Annotated in this window: 23 protein-coding genes and 1 pseudogene; 13 read left to right on the top strand and 11 right to left on the bottom strand. The window is 72.9% G+C overall.

The genetic code is table 11. The annotated features are described in order from the left end of the window. Positions 1–299: 299 nt before the first annotated feature. On the bottom strand, positions 300–797 hold the full coding sequence (locus ORI94_RS15240) for a Rieske (2Fe-2S) protein (RefSeq protein WP_266075493.1): 498 nt from the start codon (positions 795–797) through the stop codon (positions 300–302). 327 nt (positions 798–1,124) lie between these two features. Here ORI94_RS15240 and ORI94_RS15235 point away from each other — a divergent pair, with 327 nt between their 5' ends. The 3 genes from ORI94_RS15235 to ORI94_RS15225 all read left to right on the top strand — a co-directional run bounded on the left by ORI94_RS15235 (position 1,125) and on the right by ORI94_RS15225 (position 2,837). Next, complete coding sequence (locus ORI94_RS15235; protein ID WP_042176115.1) at positions 1,125–1,367, top strand: DUF6411 family protein; 243 nt, start codon at positions 1,125–1,127, stop codon at positions 1,365–1,367. Positions 1,368–1,659: 292 nt separating this feature from the next. Continuing rightward, complete coding sequence (locus ORI94_RS15230) at positions 1,660–2,430, top strand: HipA family kinase (protein WP_266075490.1); 771 nt, start codon at positions 1,660–1,662, stop codon at positions 2,428–2,430. Further along, positions 2,427–2,837, top strand: a complete 411-nt coding sequence (locus ORI94_RS15225; protein WP_266075488.1) for a DUF3037 domain-containing protein — start codon at positions 2,427–2,429, stop codon at positions 2,835–2,837. The genes ORI94_RS15230 and ORI94_RS15225 overlap by 4 nt, the downstream gene beginning before the upstream one ends. A gap of 147 nt (positions 2,838–2,984) precedes the next feature. On the opposite strand, the gene ORI94_RS15220 is transcribed toward ORI94_RS15225, so the two are convergent. Further along, entirely contained in the window at positions 2,985–3,428 is a 444-nt protein-coding gene (locus ORI94_RS15220) for an excalibur calcium-binding protein (protein WP_266075486.1), read from the bottom strand. Positions 3,429–3,734: 306 nt separating this feature from the next. Between ORI94_RS15220 and fabG the strand changes: the two genes are divergently transcribed. The 5 genes from fabG (at position 3,735) to ORI94_RS15195 (ending at position 8,662) form a co-directional block, all read left to right on the top strand. Continuing rightward, complete coding sequence (gene fabG / locus ORI94_RS15215; protein ID WP_266075484.1) at positions 3,735–4,499, top strand: 3-oxoacyl-ACP reductase FabG; 765 nt, start codon at positions 3,735–3,737, stop codon at positions 4,497–4,499. Between the two features lie 139 nt (positions 4,500–4,638). Further along, on the top strand, positions 4,639–5,397 hold the full coding sequence (locus ORI94_RS15210; RefSeq protein WP_266075482.1) for an SDR family oxidoreductase: 759 nt from the start codon (positions 4,639–4,641) through the stop codon (positions 5,395–5,397). A 243-nt stretch (positions 5,398–5,640) separates the two neighbouring features. Beyond that, positions 5,641–7,236, top strand: coding sequence for an ABC transporter substrate-binding protein (locus tag ORI94_RS15205; RefSeq protein WP_266075480.1), 1,596 nt, complete (start codon positions 5,641–5,643; stop codon positions 7,234–7,236). Positions 7,237–7,314: 78 nt separating this feature from the next. Next, positions 7,315–7,998, top strand: coding sequence for a uracil-DNA glycosylase (ung, locus tag ORI94_RS15200; RefSeq protein WP_266075478.1), 684 nt, complete (start codon positions 7,315–7,317; stop codon positions 7,996–7,998). A gap of 133 nt (positions 7,999–8,131) precedes the next feature. Beyond that, positions 8,132–8,662 (top strand): hypothetical protein, encoded by a 531-nt coding sequence (locus tag ORI94_RS15195; protein ID WP_266075476.1) that lies wholly within the window; start codon positions 8,132–8,134, stop codon positions 8,660–8,662. A gap of 13 nt (positions 8,663–8,675) precedes the next feature. Here ORI94_RS15195 and ORI94_RS15190 read toward each other — a convergent pair whose 3' ends face one another. From ORI94_RS15190 to ORI94_RS15180, 3 genes are all read right to left on the bottom strand, one after another. After that, the gene (locus ORI94_RS15190; RefSeq protein ID WP_323056057.1) at positions 8,676–9,164 is read right to left on the bottom strand and encodes a hypothetical protein; all 489 of its coding nucleotides are present in this window, start codon (positions 9,162–9,164) and stop codon (positions 8,676–8,678) included. A 198-nt stretch (positions 9,165–9,362) separates the two neighbouring features. Further along, positions 9,363–9,872, bottom strand: a complete 510-nt coding sequence (locus ORI94_RS15185; protein ID WP_266075471.1) for a DinB family protein — start codon at positions 9,870–9,872, stop codon at positions 9,363–9,365. Positions 9,873–9,941: 69 nt separating this feature from the next. Then, the gene (locus tag ORI94_RS15180; protein ID WP_266075469.1) at positions 9,942–10,571 is read right to left on the bottom strand and encodes a TetR/AcrR family transcriptional regulator; all 630 of its coding nucleotides are present in this window, start codon (positions 10,569–10,571) and stop codon (positions 9,942–9,944) included. 112 nt (positions 10,572–10,683) lie between these two features. On the opposite strand from ORI94_RS15180, the gene ORI94_RS15175 reads away from it, so the two are divergent. Then, on the top strand, positions 10,684–11,979 hold the full coding sequence (locus ORI94_RS15175; protein WP_266075467.1) for an FAD-dependent monooxygenase: 1,296 nt from the start codon (positions 10,684–10,686) through the stop codon (positions 11,977–11,979). Then, entirely contained in the window at positions 11,976–12,884 is a 909-nt protein-coding gene (locus tag ORI94_RS15170) for a Gfo/Idh/MocA family protein (RefSeq protein WP_266075465.1), read from the top strand. The genes ORI94_RS15175 and ORI94_RS15170 overlap by 4 nt, the downstream gene beginning before the upstream one ends. On the opposite strand, the gene lnt is transcribed toward ORI94_RS15170, so the two are convergent. Continuing rightward, positions 12,805–14,382, bottom strand: a complete 1,578-nt coding sequence (gene lnt / locus ORI94_RS15165; RefSeq protein WP_266075463.1) for an apolipoprotein N-acyltransferase — start codon at positions 14,380–14,382, stop codon at positions 12,805–12,807. The genes ORI94_RS15170 and lnt overlap by 80 nt on opposite strands. 79 nt (positions 14,383–14,461) lie before the next feature. After that, positions 14,462–14,950, bottom strand: coding sequence for a nuclear transport factor 2 family protein (locus ORI94_RS15160; protein WP_266075461.1), 489 nt, complete (start codon positions 14,948–14,950; stop codon positions 14,462–14,464). Between the two features lie 168 nt (positions 14,951–15,118). Between ORI94_RS15160 and ORI94_RS15155 the strand changes: the two genes are divergently transcribed. Then, entirely contained in the window at positions 15,119–15,859 is a 741-nt protein-coding gene (locus ORI94_RS15155; RefSeq protein ID WP_266075459.1) for an SDR family NAD(P)-dependent oxidoreductase, read from the top strand. A gap of 48 nt (positions 15,860–15,907) precedes the next feature. On the opposite strand, the gene ORI94_RS15150 is transcribed toward ORI94_RS15155, so the two are convergent. The 3 genes from ORI94_RS15150 to ORI94_RS15140 form a co-directional block, all read right to left on the bottom strand. After that, positions 15,908–16,087 carry a hypothetical protein gene (locus tag ORI94_RS15150; protein WP_266075457.1) on the bottom strand — a complete coding sequence of 60 codons (180 nt, stop codon included), beginning with the start codon at positions 16,085–16,087 and terminating at the stop codon, positions 15,908–15,910. Between the two features lie 105 nt (positions 16,088–16,192). Continuing rightward, a complete protein-coding gene (locus tag ORI94_RS15145) occupies positions 16,193–17,068 on the bottom strand; it encodes an undecaprenyl-diphosphate phosphatase (protein ID WP_266075455.1) in 876 nt (291 codons plus the stop codon). A gap of 168 nt (positions 17,069–17,236) precedes the next feature. Beyond that, positions 17,237–18,013 (bottom strand): TVP38/TMEM64 family protein, encoded by a 777-nt coding sequence (locus ORI94_RS15140; protein ID WP_266075453.1) that lies wholly within the window; start codon positions 18,011–18,013, stop codon positions 17,237–17,239. Positions 18,014–18,176: 163 nt separating this feature from the next. Here ORI94_RS15140 and ORI94_RS35530 point away from each other — a divergent pair. Beyond that, a pseudogene (locus tag ORI94_RS35530) lies at positions 18,177–18,668 on the top strand (EF-Tu/IF-2/RF-3 family GTPase); the annotation flags it as partial. A 9-nt stretch (positions 18,669–18,677) separates the two neighbouring features. Next, positions 18,678–19,943 (top strand): fused MFS/spermidine synthase, encoded by a 1,266-nt coding sequence (locus ORI94_RS15130; RefSeq protein ID WP_416237828.1) that lies wholly within the window; start codon positions 18,678–18,680, stop codon positions 19,941–19,943. On the opposite strand, the gene ORI94_RS15125 is transcribed toward ORI94_RS15130, so the two are convergent. Continuing rightward, the gene (locus ORI94_RS15125; protein WP_266075451.1) at positions 19,905–21,206 is read right to left on the bottom strand and encodes an MFS transporter; all 1,302 of its coding nucleotides are present in this window, start codon (positions 21,204–21,206) and stop codon (positions 19,905–19,907) included. The two genes, ORI94_RS15130 and ORI94_RS15125, sit on opposite strands and share 39 nt — an antisense overlap. Positions 21,207–21,262 lie beyond the last annotated feature (56 nt).

The raw sequence follows: 21,262 nt of genomic DNA, 5'->3' as shown, positions 1-21,262 counted from the left end.
GGGTCGTCCTCCTTCCGCACGCAAGGGTGACCGGCCTTTCCTCCCGGCCACCGCCGACCGGGGGAACCGCACTGCCGAGCGGCTGCCCGTACGGCGGTCGAACCGCGCCCTTGCCGACGTGGCCGTGCCCGTCGACCGCACCCCGTGAGCGTCCGTCACGCCCCGGCCGTGGGGGGGGCCCCCCCCCCCCCCCCCCGGCGGGCCCCCCCCCCCCCCGGGGGGGGCCCCCCCCCCCCCCCCCACGGCCGGGGAGCCGGCCCGCAGGGGCCGTCGGCGCCGTACGGTCCGGCACCGACGGCTCACGCGAGCGTGATCGAGTCCCCGCTGACGGTGATCTCCATGGCGGGCAGCGGCTTGGTCGCCGGGCCGCTCTGCACACTGCCGTCGGCGATCGAGAAGTTGCTGTTGTGACAGGGGCAGTTGATGACCCCGTCGGCGACGCTCTTCACCGCGCACCCCTGGTGGGTGCAGGTGGCCGAGAACGCCTTGAACTCGCCCGCCGTCGGCTGGGTGACCACCACTTTGCTGTCGGCGAAGACCTTTCCGCCGCCCTCGGGGATGTCGGTGACCGAGGCGAGCGCGGCACCGGCGCCCTCGTTGCCCTCCTCGCCCGGACCGTCGCCGGTCGCTTTCCCGGTGTCCGGGGAGTCGCCGGGGGCTGCGGAGTCCGACGAGCCGGCGGACTCGTCGGAGCCTCCGCAGGCGGTCAGCGCGACGGCGAGGCCCGCCGCTCCGGCCGCCGCCACGACGGTTCGACGGGCCGGTCCCGATGCGAGCTGATGCGATGCCCTGCTCATGCGGTGATGTCCCTTCCGGGGGTTGCGTGATCTGGGGAGAGGTACGGTCGGTGTGCCCTCGCTGTTCAGGCACTGCCGAGCTTGCCCCGCACACGGTCTGACGGACGTGAGCCACAGCTGTCGTTTCCCTGTCGGAGCACGCGCCCGCTGCCCGGCAGGCAGCCGACGTGACGTGAGCGTACGACGCCGTAGCCGGCCTGCCGTCACTCATTCCGTGAACAGGACGGTGCGGAGTCGAGGAAAACGCCGGGCGTGTGAGGTCGTGCAGGGGGCATGAGGGACTACACGGGTGACGGCCGCCCAAAGTCCCGACTCAGGAGACACGACATGGTTATCGCAGGCATCATCGCCCTCTGCGTCGTACTGGCGGTACTCGCCTTCCTGGTGCCCCGCCTGTCGCGGCATCCACAGAACGGTGCGCAGCGCACCATGGGCGTCGGCTCCCGGGCCGGCTCCAAGGCTCCCGGGCCGCTGGGCCGGCTGTTCAGCAAGCCCTTCCGCTCCAGCTCCCGTGCTCTGGGCCGCAGCGGCTCAGCCGGCCGCCGGGCCAGGGGGCGCATGCCGTTCTGATCCCGGCGGTTGAGGAGACAGCGCTCCGGACAGTGGTCGGTCCCGCCCGTCGTCGGCACGGCCCCTGCCCGCAACCGCACTGCTTCCTGCGCTCACTTCGCGCCGGGTGCGGGGCCAGGGGCCGGGACGAGGGGCCGATCTCGGCCGACGGACTGCTCGGGAGCAGGGAGGGCGGAGCGCCGGCCGAAGCTCCCCGGATCCCCCCGGGGGACGACCGCAGTCGACTCCCCGGAGCACGGGGGCGTGAAGAGGTCGTGGATGACAAGGCCAAGGGATCGCGTAGCCTGGGGAAATGCTGACCGAGGTCACCGCGATCCGCTACATCACCCCCCTGCGGGAGGGCGGTTCGCTGCCGGGACTGATCGAGGGCGACGACCTCGGCACCTACGTCCTGAAGTTCACCGGTGCGGGGCAGGGGCGCAAGACGCTGGTCGCCGAGGTCGTCTGCGGGGAACTCGCCCGGCGGCTGGGGTTCCGGGTACCGCGTCTGGTCACGGTGGACCTCGACCCGGCCCTCGGGCTCGGCGAGCCCGACGAACAGGTGCAGGGGCTCCTCAAGTCCAGCGGGGGCACCAATCTGGGCATGGACTTCCTCTCCGGGGCGCTCGGCTTCGACCCGCTCGCCTTCGGGGTCGGCCCCGAGGAGGCCGGTCGGGTCGTCTGGTTCGACGCGCTGGTGAACAACGTCGACCGTTCCTGGCGCAACCCCAACCTGCTGCGCCGACGTGGTGAACTCTGGCTCGTCGACCACGGCGCGGCCATGATCTGGCACCACAACTGGCCCGGCGCGGAGCGCTCCGTCGCCCGCCCCTACGACGCCTCCGACCACGCCCTGAGGTCCTTCGGGCCGGACGTGGCCGCCGCGGCGGCAAAACTCGCACCGCGCGTCACCGCGGACCTGCTCGCCGAGGTCACCGCGGAGATCCCCGACGTGTGGCTGGCCGGCGAGCCCGGATTCGACACGCCGGACGAGCTCCGGCAGGCCTACGCGCGCGCCCTGCTCGCCCGTGCGGCCACCGTCCACGAGCGGGTCCACGGCCTCGGGGAGGAGGCGGACCGGTGAGGGACCACAGCGACCGCAGTGACCGGAGCGACCTGCGCGTCTTCGAGTACGCGCTGCTGCGGGTCGTGCCGCGGGTCGAACGGGGCGAGTGCGTCAACGCCGGGGTGATCGTGTACTGCCGTCACGAGGCGTTCGTCGGGGCCGCTACCCACCTCGACACGTCCCGGCTGCTGGCCCTCGACCCGCACGTGGACCTGGCCGGCGTCCGGGCCGCGCTGCGTGCCGTCGAGGGCGTGTGCGCGGGCGGGAACGCGGCGGGTCAGGCCGCGGGCGACGATGCGGGGCGGCGATTCCGCTGGCTGATCGCCCCGCGCTCCACCATCGTCCAGCCCGGCCCCGTGCACACCGGGCTCACCGCTGATCCGGCGGCCGAGGTGCGGCGGTTGCTCGACCTGCTCGTGAGGTGACCCGGAGAGGCGGCGCCAGGAACCGGTCGGCACGGCGAACCACCGCGGCGGGCCGCCGCAGGGGGAAGGCTGCGACGGCCCGCCGCCCGCAGGGCACGGGGGCGGGCAGGGGAGGGGCGTACGGACGTACGCGCGCCGGCCCGCGCGTCAGGTGCGGCGGCGCTTCACCAGGTACCCGGTCGTGGCGAGGGCGCCGGCCGCGAAGGCCAGGCCGACTCCGGTCTCCCACTCGCTCGGTCCGGCGGCCGACGAGCCGCCCAGCCCACCCTCCACACCGCGCGTCGGCGCGACCGTGGCGGGTGCGGGGGGAGTCGCGGACGCGGCGGTGGTGGCCGTCGCGCGGGGAGCGCTGGTGGAGGAGGTGAGGGTGTCGTCGCGGCGGGGCAGGGCCTCACAGGCGATGTTGTCGTCGGGGCCCTGGTCCTCGTCGAGCCGGTTGGGGTCGCTCCGGTCGAGGTTGAACAGGGCTTGCGCTTCCTCCTGGTAGGTGAAGTCCGCGCAGTCCAGGTCCTGGGCGTGAGCGGTGTGGGCCACCGGCAGTGTCGCGGCGAGCGCGACGAGTATGCCGAGGGCACCGGTGCGTCGGCGCATGGCGCGCCTCCTTTCCGGCCACAAGTGGCTCGTGCTTCGACGCTAGGCGCGCCCCCGCGCCGGGGCGCGCGACCATGGGCCGATCGGGTGGTAAACAAGGGGCCCGGGCATGGGGCGGCCCCGGGCCGGCGTGGTGTGCCCGGGGCCCTGCGGGCCGGGGAACGGATCACACGGCAGGGTGGGCCGTTGACACCGGGTGCCAGGGCTTCTAGCGTCACGTCTGCTGAAGGTACTAAGCGGTCGCTCACCCATCCGGGCGGGTCGCAGGAGCCGCATCCGAAGGTCCAAGGTCGAGGAGAAGCAGCGATGTCCACCACTGAGCAGCAGCGGGTCGCCGTCGTCACCGGTGCCGCGCGCGGTATCGGCGCCGCCACCGCCGTACGACTGGCCGCCGAGGGTCGCGCGGTCGCCGTGATCGACCTCGACGAGGGAGCCTGCAAGGACACCGTCGAGAAGATCACCACCGCCGGTGGCAGGGCCCTCGCGGTCGGCTGCGACGTCTCCGACGAGACGCAGGTCGAGGCCGCCGTCGCCAGGATCGCCGAGGAACTCGGCGCGCCGACCATCCTGGTCAACAACGCGGGCGTGCTGCGCGACAACCTGCTGTTCAAGATGAGCGCCTCCGACTGGGACACGGTCATGAACGTGCACCTGCGCGGTGCCTTCCTGATGTCGAAGGCCTGCCAGAAGCACATGGTGGACGCCGGCTTCGGCCGCATCGTCAACCTCTCCTCCTCCTCCGCGCTCGGCAACCGCGGCCAGGTCAACTACTCCGCGGCCAAGGCCGGCCTGCAGGGCTTCACCAAGACCCTCGCCAAGGAGCTCGGCAAGTTCGGCGTGACCGCCAACTCCGTCGCCCCCGGATTCATCGCCACCGAGATGACCAGGGCCACCGCCGACCGCGTGGGCATGGGTTTCGACGACTTCAAGGCCGCCGCCGCCACCCAGATCCCGGTGGCCCGGGTCGGCGAGCCGGAGGACATCGCCAACGCCATCGCCTTCTTCACCGGTGAGGCCGCCGGATTCGTCTCCGGCCAGGTGCTGTACGTGGCGGGCGGCCCGCTCGACTGAGGAACGCCGTGGCCCGGGACGGCCGGGGGACCGCTCGTGGGCGGCCCGGGGCAACGGCCGGTCGGCTGCGACGAGCAGGAACCGCCAGGGACGACCAGGCACGACTAGACACGACTAGACACGACTGGGGAATACGGACATGACTTCAGTGGAACTCTCGGGCAGGGTCGCCCTGGTCACCGGCGCCAGCCGCGGCATCGGGCTCGGCGTCGCCGAGGCGCTGGTGGCGCGCGGTGACCGCGTCTGCATCACCGGCCGGGGCGAGGACGCCCTCGAGGAAGCCGTCGAGAAGCTCGGCGCCGACCGGGTCATCGGCGTGGCGGGCAAGGCGCACGACGAGGCCCACCAGGCCGTCGCCGTCGAGCGCACGATGGAGGCCTTCGGCCGGGTCGACTTCCTCGTCAACAACGCCGGAACCAATCCGGTGTTCGGGCCGATCGCCGACCTCGACCTGGACGTGGCGCGCAAGGTGTTCGAGACCAACGTGATCTCGGCGCTCGGTTTCGCCCAGCGCACCTGGCACGCCTGGCAGAAGGACAACGGCGGGGCGATCGTCAACATCGCCTCCCTCGCGGGCGTCACGCCCTCGCCCCTCATCGCCGCGTACGGCGTCAGCAAGGCGGCGCTGATCAACCTGACGGGGCAGCTGGCGCACGAGTTCGCGCCGCGGGTGCGGGTCAACGCGATCGCCCCGGCGGTGGTGAAGACCAAGTTCGCGCAGGCGCTGTACGAGGGCCGGGAGGAGGAGGTCGCCGCGTCCTACCCGCTGGGCCGGCTCGGTGTGCCGGCCGACATCGGCGGCGCCGCCGCGTTCCTCACCTCGGACCAGTCGGACTGGGTCACCGGCCAGACCCTGGTGGTCGACGGCGGCATCCTTTTGAACGCCGGCGTGCGCTGAGCCGACGTGGGCTGAGCCGATGTGGCGCGGGCCACGATTGCTCCGGTACGGGCGTCCGTTGACGAAACGGCGCCCGTTCCGGCGTTTTCAAAGACGGGCGGACCGATGACAACGTAGTCAACACAGAGTAACCGCATGATCTACAACGAGTTGATCTCGACGTGCGTACGAAGGGGGGTCCGGGGCGGAAACAGCGCGGTATCGTCTGCCGACTCTTGGGACGGCAGATCGAGGAGCGTGCGCGTGTTCAAGCGGAACCGATGCCTGCGAGGGGTGGCGGCCATCGCGTCCCTCGCGTCGATGTCGTCCTTGTCCACCGGGTGCGGTGTGCTGACGTCCGACACTCCGGACGACGACGTGCCGATCGTCGTGGGGACGACCAGCCCGCCGAGCACACTCGACCCCGCGGCCTCCTGGGACAGTTCCTGGGAGCTGTTCCGCAACATCTACCAGACGCTGCTGAGCTACCCGGTCGGCGCGAGCACGCCCCAGCCGGACGCCGCCGCGGGCTGCGAGTTCTCCGACAGCTCCCACCAGGTGTTCCGCTGCGAACTGCGCGGGGGGCTGAAGTTCTCCGACGGCAGCACGCTCGACGCCAAGGCGGTCAAGTACTCCGTCGACCGGATCCGCAGGATCAACGTGAACGGCGGTCCGGCCGGTCTGCTGGGCAGCCTCGAACGGGTGCAGGCGCCGAACGACCGCGAGGTGGTCTTCCACCTCAACAAGCCCGACGCGACGTTCCCGTTCGTGCTCGCCACCCCGGCCCTGTCGATCGTCTCCCCGAAGGCCTACCCGGCCAGGGCCCTGCGCGAGGAGTCCGGCATCGTCGGGTCCGGGCCGTACGTCCTCGAGTCGTACGAGCAGGGCGACGAGGCCCGGCTCGTCCGCAACGAGCGGTACAAGGGCTACGCCGAACGGCGGAACAAGGCCGTGACGGTCCGCTACTTCCAGGAATCCGCCGAGATGGTCGAGTCGCTGCGGGAGGACCGGGTCGACCTCACCTACCGGGGTCTCGCCGCGGACGACGTCATCGAATTCCAGGGCGAGGCCTCCAAGGAGGAGGAGATCAAGCTGGTGGAGGGCGTCGGCACCAGCATCAGCTACCTGGTGTTCAACCCGAAGGACCCGTGGGCCGGCAAGAAGCCGGTGCGCCAGGCCGTCGCCCAGGTCGTCGACCGGGGAGCGATCGCGCACAAGATCTACCGGGACACCGTCGACCCGCTGTACTCGATGGTCCCCAAGGGACTGGCCGGCCACACCACCGGCTTCTTCGACGACTACGGCGACCCCAGCGTCGACAAGGCCCGGAGGATCCTCACCGAGGCGGGCATCACCGAACCGGTGCCACTCACCCTCTGGTACACCACGGACCGCTACGGCTCCGAGACCAAGCTGGAGTTCAAGGAGCTGGAGCGCCAGCTGGAGGCCTCCGGGCTGTTCGAGATCACTCTCGAGAGCCGCCCCTGGAAGACGTACGTCGAGGGCTACCAGAAGGGCGAGTACCCGGTGTTCGGGCGCGGCTGGTCCCCCGACTTCCCGGATGCCGACAACTTCATCGCCCCGTTCATCGGCGAGCGGAACGCGCTCGGTACGCCGTACGAGGCGAACGAGATCAGCAATGTCCTGCTGCCCCGTTCCCGCCGGGAGAGCGACCGGGGCAACGTCGTGAAGGACTTCGAGGAGGCCCAGCAGATCCTGGTGGACGACGCGCGGCTGCTGCCGCTGTGGCAGGGCCGGCAGTACGTCGCGACGAGCCGGGACATCTCGGGCGCGGAGCGGGCGCTGGACCCGTCGACGATCATGATGTTGTGGCAGCTCTCCCGCAAGACCAGCTGGTAGCCGGTCCGAGGGGCGGTTGTCAGCGGTCGCCTGTAGGTTCTGAGGCCGGGAAGTGACCGCAATCGTGAGGACGTTGACGTGACCGACATCGCCATGCTGCCCAAGTCCTGGCGCGGGGTTCTGGGCGACGAACTGCAGCAGCCCTACTTCAAGGAGCTGACGGAGTTCGTCGAGGAGGAGCGGGCGAAGGGTCCCGTCCATCCGCCCCGCGAGGAGGTCTTCGCGGCGCTGGACGCGACGCCCTACGACAAGGTGAAGGTCCTGATCCTCGGTCAGGACCCCTACCACGGCGAGGGGCAGGGCCACGGTCTGTGCTTCTCGGTGCGGCCCGGAGTGCGGATCCCGCCGTCGCTGCGGAACATCTACAAGGAGATGCACGCCGAGCTGGGCACACCGATCCCGGACAACGGCTATCTGATGCCGTGGGCCGAACAGGGCGTACTGCTGCTCAACGCGGTGCTCACGGTACGCGGCGGCGAGGCCAACTCGCACAAGGGGCGGGGCTGGGAGAGGTTCACCGACGCGGTGATCCGAGCCGTGGCCGACCGGCCCGACCCGGCGGTGTTCGTACTGTGGGGGAACTACGCGCAGAAGAAGCTGCCGCTGATCGACGAGAGCCGGCATGTGGTGGTCAAGGGAGCCCATCCGTCACCGCTGTCGGCGAAGAAGTTCTTCGGCTCCCGTCCGTTCACGCAGATCAACGAGGCGGTGGCCGCGCAGGGCCATGAGCCGATCGACTGGGCCGTCCCGGACCTGGGCTGACCCTGTCCGTCGGGTCGGGCCCGGTTCCCGCCGGCGGGGGAGGTCCGGTGCGTCGCGGGGCGGTTCGACCCGGATCGTCCCCGCCTGCCGTAGCGTCGGCGGGGACGATCCGGCGAGCGGTGCGGAGGGCGTGGTGGCGGACCGACAGGAGCAGGTGGCGCCGGATTCCGTGCTGACGCGGATCGGGCAGGTCGTGATGCTGCACCATGCGGGGGACCGCGAGGAGGCGAGGCATCGTCTCCTCGGGCTGTGGGCGGAGATCGGCGTCCACGGTGACGCCCTGCACCGCTGCACACTGGCCCACTACCTGGCCGACACCCAGGACGACCCCGAGGACGAACTCGCTTGGGACCTGAGGGCGTTGGCGGCGGCGAACGAGGCCGAGGGCGAAGCGGCCGCCGAACGCCCCGCAGGGTACGAGGGCATGCCCGCGGTGCGCGCCCTCTATCCCTCCCTGCACCTCAACCTCGCCGCCGACTACGTCCGGCTCGCCCGCCCCGACGCCGCCCGAGCCCACCTCCACCGGGCCCGCGGAGCCGCCCGTGCCCTTGCCGACGACTCCTACGGCGACAGGGTCCGGGCCGCCATCCGGCGCATGGAGATCCGGCTGGACGAGGGGGGCGGGACGGCCGGGAGGTGGGGGCCGCCGAGACAGCGTCCGTAGGTCGCTGCGGCGGTCAACGCCCGTACGTCTTCTCGCAGATGGCTGCCTGAGGACTGTCCGCGGGCCAGCGGCCGTACTCCTTGCCCAGGGCGCAGACGTCCGCCTGCCCGCCGAGGTCGTCGCGGATGGCCCCCGCGGCCTCGGAGACCTCCGCGGCGGGTGCTGGTGGTGCGGTTCTGCCGACGGCCGGGCCGTCGGCACCCGGCCGCGGGTTCTGGCCGTCGGACGGCGCGGTCCGTTCCGGTGCGGGTGCCGTGGGGGTGGCACGGCGCGAGGCGGAAGCGGGCGGCTCGGTGGGCCGGGACGGGGCGATCATCTCCAGGGCCTCGCGTGCCGGTGCCTGCACCACCTCCCGCGTCCGGCCGTCCGGGCGCGGCTCCGACAACCGGGCCGCGCCCGCGGGCGGACCGGGCTCGGAGGGACGCTGAACCGTCACACAGCCCGCGAGGGCGGAGACCGCCGCGGTCACCAGCAGCGTTACTGCGGTCGTCTTTCGATGCACCCACGTCACTCTGCAGTCTCCGGCCCTCCGGGGTCCGGTGGACGGGCGGAGGATGCCCCGCACGGGTGATCTCCGGCCCCGTACGGGGGCAGGGGAGTGCGGCGGGTTTACGTGCGGTTGACCGGCCCGGCCGGAGCGGGGAGAGGGGAGCGGGCCGGCAGTGATGCCGGGCGGCACCGGGCCGGCCCGGCGTCGTCGTCAGTCGCCGGTGGTGCCGTCGAGGCGCTCGCGGAGCAGGTCGGCGTGGCCGTTGTGACGCGCGTACTCCTCGATCATGTGCGTGTGGATCCAGCGCAGGGTGAACCGTTCGCCGGACCTGTGGCGCCCTTTGGCCAGGTCGTCCAGACCGAAGCCGGCCGCGTTGCGCCGGGCGGTGCCGATCTCGGCCTGCCAGACGGCGTACACCTCCTGCCAGGTCTCCGTGCCGGTGAGGTGGAACTCGCCGTCCGGGTCGGCCTCGCTGTAATGGAGCGGGCCGGCGTCCTCGTCCGCGAGCACCCTGCGGTACCAGCCGCGCTCGACGTCCGCCATGTGCCGCACCAGCCCCATCAGCGACAGCTCGGACGGTGGCACCGAGGCGGTGCGCAGTTGCTCGTCGGTCAGACCCCCGCACTTCCAGGCGAGGGTCTGACGGTGGTAGTCGAGCCAGCCCTCCAGCATGGTGCGGTCGTCGGCGTCGGTGGCGGGTTCGTGGCGTCGGGTTGTCATGCCCGCATCCTTTACGGCCGAGGGGGCCCGCCGCCAGGCGTTTTGTTGACAGGCGTTCCTCAGGGCTCATCAGCGTTCGTCAGGTGTTCGTCGGGCGGAGAGCATTCCGTCCAGCAGCTCCCGCAGGCTCACCCGCACCTCCTCCAGGGTCGGTACGCGCGCGCTGAAGGACCCGGCCACGCAGGAGAACATCAGCCCGTCCGCCCAGGCGATCAGCGACAGCGCGTGCCGGTCCGGGTCCGTGGATCCGAGCCCGGTGACCAGGCCGGTGAGCCGGTCGCGGAACAGGGCACCGGCCGCGTCGAAGTGAGCCCGCAGTTCGGGGCGGCGGGTGGCCTCCAGGGCCAGTTCGTAGCGGGCGAGGGTCAGTTCCCGGTTCAGGGTCAGGGCGCGGTGGGTGGCGAGCGCCATCGCGTCGGTCACCTCGGCCGACGAGCCGGCCCCGGCTCGCGGGGCCGGCATCTCGTGCAGTCCGAGGACCCGCGCCTCCCGCTCGGCGAGCCGCCGCACCACCAGCTCCAGCAGCCTCTGCCGGGTGCGCGCCACGTTCGAGGTGGAGCCCTGGGGGAGCCCGGCCGCCTCGTCGACCGCCCGGTGGGTGAGGCCGCGCATCCCGCGCTCGGCGAGCAGGGCGAGAGCGGCGTCGGCGACGAGATCGGCACGGGAAGCGCCTGCGGTGCGTGCGGTACGTACGGGCATGGTGGTCAAACTACCCGCTTCACTACGGCTGTAGTACAGTCGGCCGGAGTGGTCACTACATGTGTAGTGACGGTGTGCGGGAGCCGACCGACCGGGAACCGAGGAGGCAGCCATGGCACAGGCACAGGTGAAGCGGGCCGTTGTGATCGGCGGAGGGATCGGTGGTCTGACCGCGGCGGTCGCCCTGCAGCGGCGCGGGGTGAGGGTGACCGTCCTGGAACGGGCCGGCTCCCTGGAGCCGGTCGGCGCCGCCCTCTCCCTCGCGCCCAACGCGCTGCGCGGACTGGACGTCATCGGGCTCGGCGACGAGATCCGCGCCCTGTCCGCCTGGCAGGGCGACGGAGGGCTGCGCGCACCGGGCGGACGCTGGCTCGCCCGGTCCAGCGCGGCCGCCGCGGCCGAACGCTTCGGCGGGCCTCTCGTCCTGCTCCACCGCGCCACCCTCATCGGTCACCTGGCCGGGCAGCTCCCGCCGGACACCGTCCGCACGGCCGCCGCCGCGCGCCTCGTCGATCCGGGAGACCCCGGTGACCCCGACCGGCCCGCCCGTGTGAGCACCCCCGACGGCGAACTCGAGGCCGACCTGGTGGTGGCCGCCGACGGCATCCGCTCCGCCGTGCGCCACACGCTCTTCCCGCACCACCCCGGGCCCGTCTACTCCGGCTTCACCACCTGGCGGGTGGTGGTCCCGCTGCCGGGCGTGCGGTTCGCCCCGCACGAGACCTGGGGCCCGGGCCGCCTCTGGGGCACCCATCCACTCAAGGACGGCCGGGTCTACGCGTACGCCGCCGCCCTGGCCCCCGCCGGGGAACACGCCCCCGACGACGAGCGCGCCGAACTGCTGCGCCGCTACGGCGACTGGCACGAGCCGGTCCCCGCCGTGCTGGCCGCCGTCCGCCCCGAGGACGTGCTGCGGCACGACGTCCACCACATCACCGAGCCGCTGCCGGCCTACCACCACGGCCGGGTCGCTCTGGTCGGCGACGCCGCGCACGCGATGCCGCCCACCCTCGGCCAGGGTGGCAACCAGGCCGTCGAGGACGCGGTCACCCTCGCCCACCACGCCGACGACCTGCCCGCGTACACCGCGGACCGGCTGCCCCGTACGACCGGCATCGCCCGCCGGGCGGTGCGGGCGGCCCGCCTCGGCCTGATGACCAACCGTGCCGGGACCGCCGTACGCGACACCGTGACCGCCGCGCTCTCGAAGGCCGTTCCGTCCCTGCTCCTGCGGAGCTTCGACGAGGTCGCCTCCTGGCGTCCGCCGGTGGAGGACACCGTATTCTTCGGGGCGGACCACGACAGTGACCAGAGCCGTGACGGTCACCGCGGTGACGACGTGCGTGACAGGAGCCGTGCCCCTGACCGTGCACCTGACAGGCAACCGCTGGAGGAGGACACCCCGTGAAGGTCGGCTGTATCGGACTCGGTGACATCGCGCAGAAGGCCTACCTTCCGGTGCTCGCCACCCGGCCCGGAGTGGAACTGCACCTGCAGACCCGCACCCCCGCGACGCTCGCCCGCGTCGCCGACGGCCTCCACCTCCCGCCCGGACAGCGGCACGCCGACCTCGACGCCCTGCTCGCGCAAGGCCTCGACGCCGCCTTCGTGCACGCCCCGACCCAGGTCCACCCGAAGATCGTGACCCGGCTGCTCGAAGCGGGCGTACCGACGTACGTCGACAAGCCGCTCGCCTACGAACTCGCCGACTCCGCACGGCTCGTCGCCCTCGCCGAGGAGCGGGGCACCAGCCTCGCCGTCGGCTTCAACCGACGCTTCGCCCCCGGTTACGCGCAGTGCGCCGACCACCCGCGCGAGCTGATCCTGCTGCAGAAGAACCGGGTCGGGCTGCCCGAGGACCCGCGCACGATGATCCTCGACGACTTCATCCACGTCGTCGACACCCTGCGCTTCCTGGTGCCCGGCCCGGTCGACGACGTGACCGTGCGGGCCCGCACCGGGAGCGGGCTGCTGCACCACGTGGTGCTCCAGCTCGCAGGGGACGGCTTCACCGCACTCGGAGTGATGAACAGGCTCAGCGGCTCGGCCGAGGAGATCCTCGAGGTCTCCGGTCAGGACACCAAGCGGCAGGTGGTCAACCTCGCGGAGGTGATCGACCACAAGGGCCAGCCGACCGTGCGCCGGCGCGGCGACTGGGTGCCGGTGGCGCGCCAGCGCGGTATCGAGCAGGCGGTGCTCGCCTTCCTGGGCGCGGTCGGCGAGGGCAGGACGCTCAGTGCCCGGGACGCGCTGGCGACCCATGAGCTGTGCGAGCGTGTGGTGCGGGAGGTCCAGGAGCGGGCCGCCGCCTGAGCCGTACGCTCCGTACGGTCTCGGTGGTCCCCCACGCGGCCAGGACCAGCAGCGCCGCGTACAGTGGCCAGTCGCCGAAGCGGACGTAGGGCGTGGTGCCGTGGGCGAGAGGGACGTCGTACACCTGCGTGGTGCTCGTGTCCGTACCGAGCCACGGCCCGGCCCGTCCGCCGTCCGGGCCGTGGACGGCGGACACACCGGTCAGCGTCGCGTGGACCATCGGACGCCCGGTCTCGGCGGCGCGCAGCGCGGCCAGCGAGGCGTGCTGCTCGGGCGCCCAGCTCTGCTGGAAGGTCGACGTCGACGACTGGGCGAGCAGTACATCGGCGCCGTCCTCGGCCAGATTCCGGCTGATGTCCGGGAACGCGGACTCGAAGCACACCATGGGGCCGATGCGCAGCCCGGCCCCCGCGTCCATCACCACCTGCCCGGTACCGCGCCTGCGGTCCTCGCCCGCCGCCTCACCCACGGACGTCACCCACCCCAGCAGGGAGCGGGCCGGGATGTACTCACCGAACGGAACCAGGCGCATCTTGTCGTACCGGTCCCCGGTGAGGCCGTCGGGGCCGACCAGCACCGAACTCTTGTAGATGCCGGGCCGGTCGGAGCGCCGCGCGTCCACGTTGACCAGGATCTCGGCGCCCGTGGTGCGGGACAGCGCGGCGAGCCGCCGCGCCAGGTCGGGCCGGGCACCGAGGTCGAAACCGACGCTGCTCTCGCCCCAGACGACCAGGTCGACGCCTTGGCCCGCGAGTTGGCGGGTGAGCCGTACCTCGCGGTCGAAGCGCCGGTCCGCACTGTCCGGCCCGGCGACGACACCCGGCTGGACGACCGCGATCCTCGCCCGTCCGCCGGCCTCCGCGACGGGCGCGCCCGCCCAAACGGATGCCGTGACCACGCCCACGGCGACCAGACCGGTCACGGCCGGGACCCGCGCCCGCCGGACCGTGAGCAGCACGGCCACGGCGACGTTCAGGAGCACCACCAGGAAGCTGAGCAGCCACACCCCGCCGACCGACGCCAGCCGCAGTGCCGCCGTCACCTGCCACTGACTCGCGCCGAGCACGCCCCAGGGGCCGCCCAGAGCCTCCCAGGAACGGACCAGTTCGGCGGCCAGCCAGGCCGACGGCAGCACGACCAGAGCGGTCACGACCCGCCCCCGCGGCGGCGCCCCGCCCAGCAGCCGCCGCACCAGCCACCCCCAGGGCGCCCACAGCGCACCGAGCAGGGCCGCGAGAACGAACGTGAACACATGCAGGTTCGGCAGCAGCCAGTGGTGCATCGCGAGCATGAAGCCGAACCCGCCCCACCATCCGTCGAACGCGGCACGCCGGCCGGTGGGCGCAGTGCGCGCCAGCGCGATCCACGGCACCAGCGCGACATAGGCGAACCACCACAGGGACGGCGCCGGGAACGCCAGTACGGGCAGGGCGCCCGCGACCGCGGCGACGGCCGAGCGCCGCCACGGGGAGGCGAGCCAGGGGCTGAACGTCTTCACCGGCACCTCCTACCCGCTCCCCACCCGTACGTGCCTCCAGTGTGCGTCCCGGACAGGATCCGGGACAGGAGGCGCCGGCTCAGCCGACCACGGGCGCCGCGGACCGGGCAGGCAGGCGCCGCCACTTCTCGCGCACGATCAGCTCGTCCAACCGCCAGCCCTCGTCCGTGCGCAGCATCCCGAACGCGTACCGGCCCCCGCACACGAAATCCGGCGCGGCCGACCCGCCCTCGCCGTCGGTGGCCGTACCCATCGGGCTCACGTAGTCGGCCTGTACACGGGCCGTGTCACCGGTGTCCTGCTCCCAGACCCCGAAGCGCACCCGCCGGTTCACGATCAGATGCTGCCGCACCGGGAACCCCCGCAGGCTCTCCGCGAGCCACGCCGCCACCTTCCCGGCGTCGCCCTCGATGCCGCCGGCCGAGCGGTAGTCGGCCCGCCCGCCCGGGGCGAACAGCGCCCGGTACGCCTCCCAGTCCCCGTCGTCGACCGCCACCGCGTACTCGGTGACGATCTCGTCCACGGCCAGCCTGTCCCGCACGGTCGCAAGCTCCACACGCTGCGTCATCGGCTCAGTGTTGGCCATCGGGGGCCCGGAACCAAGAGCCCCGCGCAGATGTTCACCCGGCGTGAGTCCGTGCTTCCCTCCAGCCGGCGGCACGTAGGAGCGGGGCCGTGGGTGTGCCAGGCTGTGGATCTCCGGTTGTCGGGACGGGCCGGTGGTTCGGAGGTTCATGTGAAGAGGCTTGTCACTGTGGTGACCGGTGGTGGCCGGGGGATCGGGGCCGCTGTCTGCCTGCGGCTCGCGGGGGAGGGGCACGACGTGGTGGTGGGGTACGTGCGGGACGCCTCGGCGGCGGAGGGGGTGGCGGAGGGAGTACGTGCGGCCGGGGCCCGGGCCGTCACCGTACGGGGGGACACCTCCGACGAGGCGGACGTCGAGCGTCTCTTCGACGCGGCGGAGCGGGAACTGGGGCCGGTGACAGGGCTGGTGAACAACGCGGCGGTGACCGGGCCGCTGGGACGGTTCACCGATGTCGACACCGCGACCCTGCGCCGGGTCGTGGACGTCAACCTGACGGGGACGCTGCTGTGTTCGCGCCGCGCCGCACAGCTCATGACGCCCCGGGGCGAGGGTGCCATCGTGAACATCTCGTCGGGTGCGGCCACCCTCGGCAGCCCCGGCGAGTACGTCCACTACGCGGCGACCAAGGCAGCCGTCGACGCCCTCACGGTGGGACTCGCCAAGGAGCTCGGTCCGGCCGGCATCCGCGTCAACGCGGTCGCGCCGGGCGTGATCGACACGGAGATGCATGCCGCCATGGGCGCCCCGGACCGGGCCCGGCAGGCCGGTGCCACGGTGCCGCTGGGCCGCCCGGGACAGCCGGAGGAGATCGCCGCGGCCGTCGCCTGGCTGATGTCGCCGGACGCCTCGTACGCGACGGGGGCGGTGCTGCGGGTGGCGGGCGGGCGCTGAGCGCGTGCCCGTCGCCGGTGCGTGGCGGGCCGACGCGGCGGCGGGGGGTCAGGCCGCCTTGACGACCTGGCCGCGGATCGCCGCCGCCCACTCGACCACCAGAAGCTCGTACTCCGCGCGCTCCTGAGCCGACAGGGAACCGCCCGAGCGCAGCCACAGTGCTCGGATGCGCTCGTTGACCTCAGCGGCCGACCGCGCGGAACCAGGGGTCACGGAATCGGGGGACATGCCGAACAGCCTAGGGCCACGCACTGACAGCGCGCTACCGGACGGCTACCTGTCACCTATGGGTTCGGTCACGTCCCCGCGGACGGCCGGGTCGCGGACGCCGGGTCAGTGCGCGGACTCCGCCGCGTGCGGGCTGAGGGCGCCCGTGGCCACCAGGACGATGATGACGACACCGAGCGCGATGCGGTACCAGACGAACGGCATGAAGCTCTTGGTGGTGATGAACTTCATGAACCACGCGATCACCGCGTAGCCGACCGCGAAGGCGACGACCGTCGCGAAGATCGTCGGGCCCCAGGTGACGTGACCGCCCTCGGTGGCGTCCTTCAGCTCGAAGAGACCGGAGGCGAGCACGGCGGGAATCGCGAGCAGGAACGAGTAACGGGCCGCTGCCTCGCGCTTGTAGCCCATGAACAGACCGCCGCTGATGGTCGCGCCGGAGCGGGAGACACCCGGGATGAGCGCCAGGGCCTGGCAGAACCCGTAGATCAGGCCGTCCTTGACGGTCAGGTTGTCGAGCGACTTGAGCTGCTTGGGCGTGCGGTGCCGGCCACCCCGCTCGTCCCGCGCCGCAAGCCGGTCGGCGACACCGAGGACGATGCCCATGCCGATCAGCATCGCCGCGGTGAGCCGCAGGTCGCGGAACGGCCCCTCGATCTGGTCCTTCAGCGTCAGGCCGAGAACTCCGATCGGGAGCGAGCCGACGATGACGAGCCAGCCCATCCGCGCGTCGGGGTCCCGGCGCAGCTCCTTGTTGGTGAGCGAGCGGGTCCAGGCCGACAGGATCCGCGCGATGTCCTTGCGGAAGTAGATCAGCACGGCGGCTTCGGTACCGATCTGGGTGATCGCGGTGAACGCCGCGCCGGGGTCCTCCCAGCCGGAGAAGGCCGCGGTCAGCCGCAGGTGCGCGCTGGAGGAGACGGGGAGGAACTCGGTCAGCCCTTGGACGAGTCCGAGGATGAGAGATTCAAACCAAGACATGAGGCAGTGGTGTCCAAGTGCCGATCGCGGAAGAGGAGGACGGGCACGCCGAAGTGCCGTGGGCAGTGATCGACGATCACGCGTACCGAGTGCGAACAGTAGCGCCCCAAGATGACGACTTTGACGCCAGGGGCCGGGCACAGGGCCGGACCGGTGCCCGGCGCCGTCTCACCGTGCCCGCAGCTGGTGCCGCTTGCGCCACGCCACCACCGCGCCCAGCAGGCCCGGCACGGTGATGCAGGCCAGCGCGATCAGGAAGGCCGGGGACGTCGGTGTCGAGGCGCGGGCACCGGCGACGACGTAGGCGGCGGTGTTCGGGACCGAGCCGAGCCCCGTCGCCAGCAGGAACGGCAGCAGACCCATCCGGGAGACGGCGGCGCAGTAGTTCGACGCGGCGAACGGCACCCCCGGGAACAGCCGCGCCGCCAGTATCGAGCGGAAGCCGTGCCGGCTCAGCTGGTTGTCCGCCGCCTTCAGCCAGCGTCCTCGCAGCAGTGGACGCAGCGCGTCCTGGCCGAGGGCCCGCCCGAGGCAGAACGCGAGCCCGGCACCGAGCACCGTGCCGCCCAGCGCGGCGCCGAGCCCCCACTGGCTGCCGAACAGCGCGCCCGCCGCGAGGTTCAGGATCGGGCGCGGTACGAACGCCACCGTGCACACCCCGTAGGCCACCGCGTACGCCACGACCGCCGCGGCGCCGCCGAGCTGCGGCGGCAGGCCGTCGGTCAGCAGTCTCTGCGGCTCCAGCAGCAGCATCGCCGAGGCCGCGGAGGCGAGCAGCACGACCAGCAGGGACAGGCGCGACCAGGGGGACAGCAGGAATCTGGCGCAGCGGGCGGTGAGGCCCGCCGAGGAGGCCGCCGCGGGGACGACGGCGGTGAGCTGTGCGGCGGAGGCCCGGGGAGAGGCAGTAGCGGTGCCCCCAGAGCGGTTGGTGGCATCGAGCATCCGGCGACACTAACCGACGAATGCGACCGGACGCCGTAGCGTGCGTCTCATACGTGCCGCAGCGACCGGAACACCCGGTGCGTGACCACCGCGCAGGACGGCCCGCCCGTGTACCGCGGAAAACCGTTCGACGCCTGGCGCCGTGGTCGCCGGAACCGACGACATGTTCCGGCACGCCTTCCTCCTCGCAGCATCCGCGACCGCGGATGCCCCGAAGACTGCCGTCCGTGTTCCCGCAGTTCCCGCAGTTCTCGCAGCGCCCGCAGCCGCAGCCGCTTCTGCTGTCGACGGCGTCCGAAGCCGACCTTCCCCGGAACGCCCGCCGGCCCCCAGGGAGAGGGCCGGCAGGTTCCTCGGGGTCCCGGCCCTGCTCGACGCGGTGGACACCTGTGTGCCCCTGCCCGAGCGGTACGTGGAGGCGCCGTTCCCGCTACCGGTGGAGAACGTGCTCACCCTCACCGGCCGGGACACCGTGCTCACCGGCGCGGTGGAGCGCGGCACGGTCCGTCCCGGCGACCGCGTCGAAGTGCTCGGTGCCGGGGTGGAGTCCGTGGTGACCGGCCTGGAGACGTTCGGCAAGCCGATGCAGGAGGCACCGGTCGGGGACGACGCGGCGCTCCTGCTGCGCGGTGCGACGCGGGACGCGGTGCGACGCGGACATGTGATGGCCGCACCGGGCAGCGTGGTGCCGAACCGGAGGTTCACGGCGCAGGTGTACGTACTGCCGGCCCGCGGGGGCGGCCGTGCGGCTCTGGTGCCGACCGGCTACCGGCCGCAGTTCTGCATCCGCACCGCGGACGTCGTCGGCGACATCGGCCTCGGGGAGGCGGCGGTCGCGCGGCCCGGCGACACGGTCACGATGAGCGTGGAGCCGGGGCGCGAGACGCCCCTGGAGCCCGGGCCCGGTTCCGCCGTCCGTGAGGGCGGGCGGGCCGCCGGGGCCGGCACGGTGACGGCGGCCCGCCGAGTCCCGACCCCAAAGTTCCGGGGCCGGGGCCCCGGCCCCGGCCCGGTCCTGGGGGCACGCCGGGCGCCCGCACCCGCACGGGGCGGGCGCCCGGCCGTGCGACGGCACAATGGGACGATGAACGAGCCGATACCCGTCACCCGCCCCGTCGGTCACGGCACCGCGAAGCTGATGCCCGACGTCGACCGGGAACGGGCGTGGCTGCTGACGGTCGACGGGGCACCGCAGTCCTACGTCGACCTGGACGAGCCGGCCCATCTGGAGTTCGAGTACACCCGGCGGCTCGGGCACGTGCTGGACACCCTCGCCGAGCCGGGGCACCCGTTGGACGCACTGCACCTCGGCGGCGGCGCGCTCACCCTGCCCCGCTACCTGGCCGCGACCCGCCCCGGCTCCCGGCAGGACGTCGTCGAGTTCGACGGGGAACTGCTGGACCTGGTCGCCGGGCAGCTGCCACTGCCCGAGGGCGCGGACATCACGCTGCACGCCGCGGACGCCCGGGCCTGGCTGGAGAGCGCTCCCGACGCCTCCGCGGACGTCCTCGTCGCCGACGTCTTCGGCGGCTCACGCGTCCCGGCGCACCTGACCTCCGTCGCGTACGCCCGTGAGGCCGCCCGCGTCCTGAGGGCCGACGGCGTCTACCTCGGCAACCTCGCCGACGCGGCCCCCTTCGCCTTCCTGCGCTCCCAACTGGCCACGCTGGGAACGGTGTTCGAGGAGCTGGTGCTGATCGCCGAACCGGGAGTGCTGCGCGGACGCCGTTTCGGCAACACCGTCCTCGCCGCAGCGCACCGTCCCCTCGACCTCGTCGCCCTGGCCCGCCGTACCGCGGCCGACGCCTTCCCGGCCCGCGTCGAGCACGGCGCGGCCCTGCGGGACTTCACCGGCGGGGCGCGGCCGGTGCGGGACGAGGACGCCGTACCGTCACCCGAGCCCCCCGACGGGGCGTTCGGCATCGGCTGACCCCTTGCCGGCGACCGGGGCCGACCCGGTGACAGGCACCGTCCGGCGCCGCAGGCGGCGTACGTCCGGCACGCACAGCACCGCCGCCGTGACCACGACGACCAGCGCGGCACAGCCCCACAGCGCCTCCGTGCGGCCGAACGCGGTCTCGGCGGGTCCCGCCAGCGCCATCGTGGCCGGCACCAGGGCGACGGACCCGAACCAGTCGTAGGCCGACACCCGGGACAGTTTCTCCTCCGGGATCTCCTGGTGAAGCGCCGTCATCCAGGAAACCCCGAACACCTCGACGGTCACACCGGTCACGCACATCACCGCGCACAGCACCGCCACCGGTACCGGCACCGCCAGCGCGGCGGACGGCAGGGCCAGCGGGAACACGCACAGGGTGCCGACGAACAGCAGGCGGCGCGGTTTCCAGCGGGTCATCAGCAGCGCGCCCAGCACCGTGCCGGCCCCGAAGAAGGCCAGGGCCAGACCCCAGGGCGCCGCGCCGCCCAGATGGTCCCGGGCGACGAGCGGACCGTAGACCGCGTCGGCGGCGCCGACCACGGCGTTGGCGACGGAGAACTGGACGACGATGCCCCACAGCCAGGGCCGGCCGGAGAACTCCCGCCAGCCGTCCCGGAGGTCGGCGAGCAGACCGCCGCCCGGGGCGCGCGGGGGTATGTGCTTCACGTCGAGGAAGGCCCGCAGGGCCGCCGCGGCGGCGAAGGCCGCCGCGTCCGCCGCGAGCACCCAGCCCGGTCCCATCGCCGCGATCATCAGACCGCCGAGGGCGGCGCCGCCGAGTGTCGCGCCCTGCATCGCCATCCGGAACACCGCGAACGCCCGGCCGGCCTGCTCGCCCTCGACGGAGGAGAGCAGCATGCCCTCGGCGGCCGGCCCGAAGAACGCCTGGCCGACTCCTCCGAGTGCGCTGAGCAGCATCATCTGCCACATCTGGGCCTCGCCCGCCAGGACCAGCGCCGCGAACGCGGCCTGCGAGACACAGTTGAGGACATTGGCCGCGACCATCACACGGTGGCGCGGCAGCCGGTCCGCGACGGCGCCGCCGATCAGCAGGAACAGCACCAGCGGCAGGGTGCGGGCGGCGGCCACCAGGCCCACGTCGCCGCCGTCCCCGCCCGCGCCCAGCACCGCGAACGCGGAGGCGATCAGCGCACCGTGACTGCCCAGGCTCGTCACCACGGCGGACGCGGTCAGCAGCGTGTAGTTGCGGCCCGCCCAGGCAGGACGCCGGGAGGAGGAGGCGGTGGTCGGCACCCCGTGACTATCGCCGGAGCGGGGCCGACTTGCCAAATGCGCCGCCCCACGCGCCG

It is taken from the genome of Streptomyces sp. NEAU-W12 (genome assembly GCF_026242095.1).
Taxonomy (GTDB): Bacteria; Actinomycetota; Actinomycetes; order Streptomycetales; family Streptomycetaceae; genus Streptomyces.
This window is presented reverse-complemented; position numbering and strand designations above follow the sequence as displayed.

Coding starts and splice junctions, on each gene's coding strand:
- ORI94_RS15240 (WP_266075493.1), bottom strand. CDS start 797: ATGAGCAGGGCATCGCATCAGCTCGCATCGGGACCGGCCCGTCGAACC.
- ORI94_RS15235 (WP_042176115.1), top strand. CDS start 1,125: ATGGTTATCGCAGGCATCATCGCCCTCTGCGTCGTACTGGCGGTACTC.
- ORI94_RS15230 (WP_266075490.1), top strand. CDS start 1,660: ATGCTGACCGAGGTCACCGCGATCCGCTACATCACCCCCCTGCGGGAG.
- ORI94_RS15220 (WP_266075486.1), bottom strand. CDS start 3,428: ATGCGCCGACGCACCGGTGCCCTCGGCATACTCGTCGCGCTCGCCGCG.
- fabG (WP_266075484.1), top strand. CDS start 3,735: ATGTCCACCACTGAGCAGCAGCGGGTCGCCGTCGTCACCGGTGCCGCG.
- ORI94_RS15210 (WP_266075482.1), top strand. CDS start 4,639: ATGACTTCAGTGGAACTCTCGGGCAGGGTCGCCCTGGTCACCGGCGCC.
- ORI94_RS15185 (WP_266075471.1), bottom strand. CDS start 9,872: ATGACAACCCGACGCCACGAACCCGCCACCGACGCCGACGACCGCACC.
- ORI94_RS15180 (WP_266075469.1), bottom strand. CDS start 10,571: ATGCCCGTACGTACCGCACGCACCGCAGGCGCTTCCCGTGCCGATCTC.
- ORI94_RS15175 (WP_266075467.1), top strand. CDS start 10,684: ATGGCACAGGCACAGGTGAAGCGGGCCGTTGTGATCGGCGGAGGGATC.
- ORI94_RS15160 (WP_266075461.1), bottom strand. CDS start 14,950: ATGACGCAGCGTGTGGAGCTTGCGACCGTGCGGGACAGGCTGGCCGTG.
- ORI94_RS15150 (WP_266075457.1), bottom strand. CDS start 16,087: ATGTCCCCCGATTCCGTGACCCCTGGTTCCGCGCGGTCGGCCGCTGAG.
- ORI94_RS15145 (WP_266075455.1), bottom strand. CDS start 17,068: ATGTCTTGGTTTGAATCTCTCATCCTCGGACTCGTCCAAGGGCTGACC.
- ORI94_RS15140 (WP_266075453.1), bottom strand. CDS start 18,013: ATGCTCGATGCCACCAACCGCTCTGGGGGCACCGCTACTGCCTCTCCC.
- ORI94_RS15130 (WP_416237828.1), top strand. CDS start 18,678: ATGGCCGCACCGGGCAGCGTGGTGCCGAACCGGAGGTTCACGGCGCAG.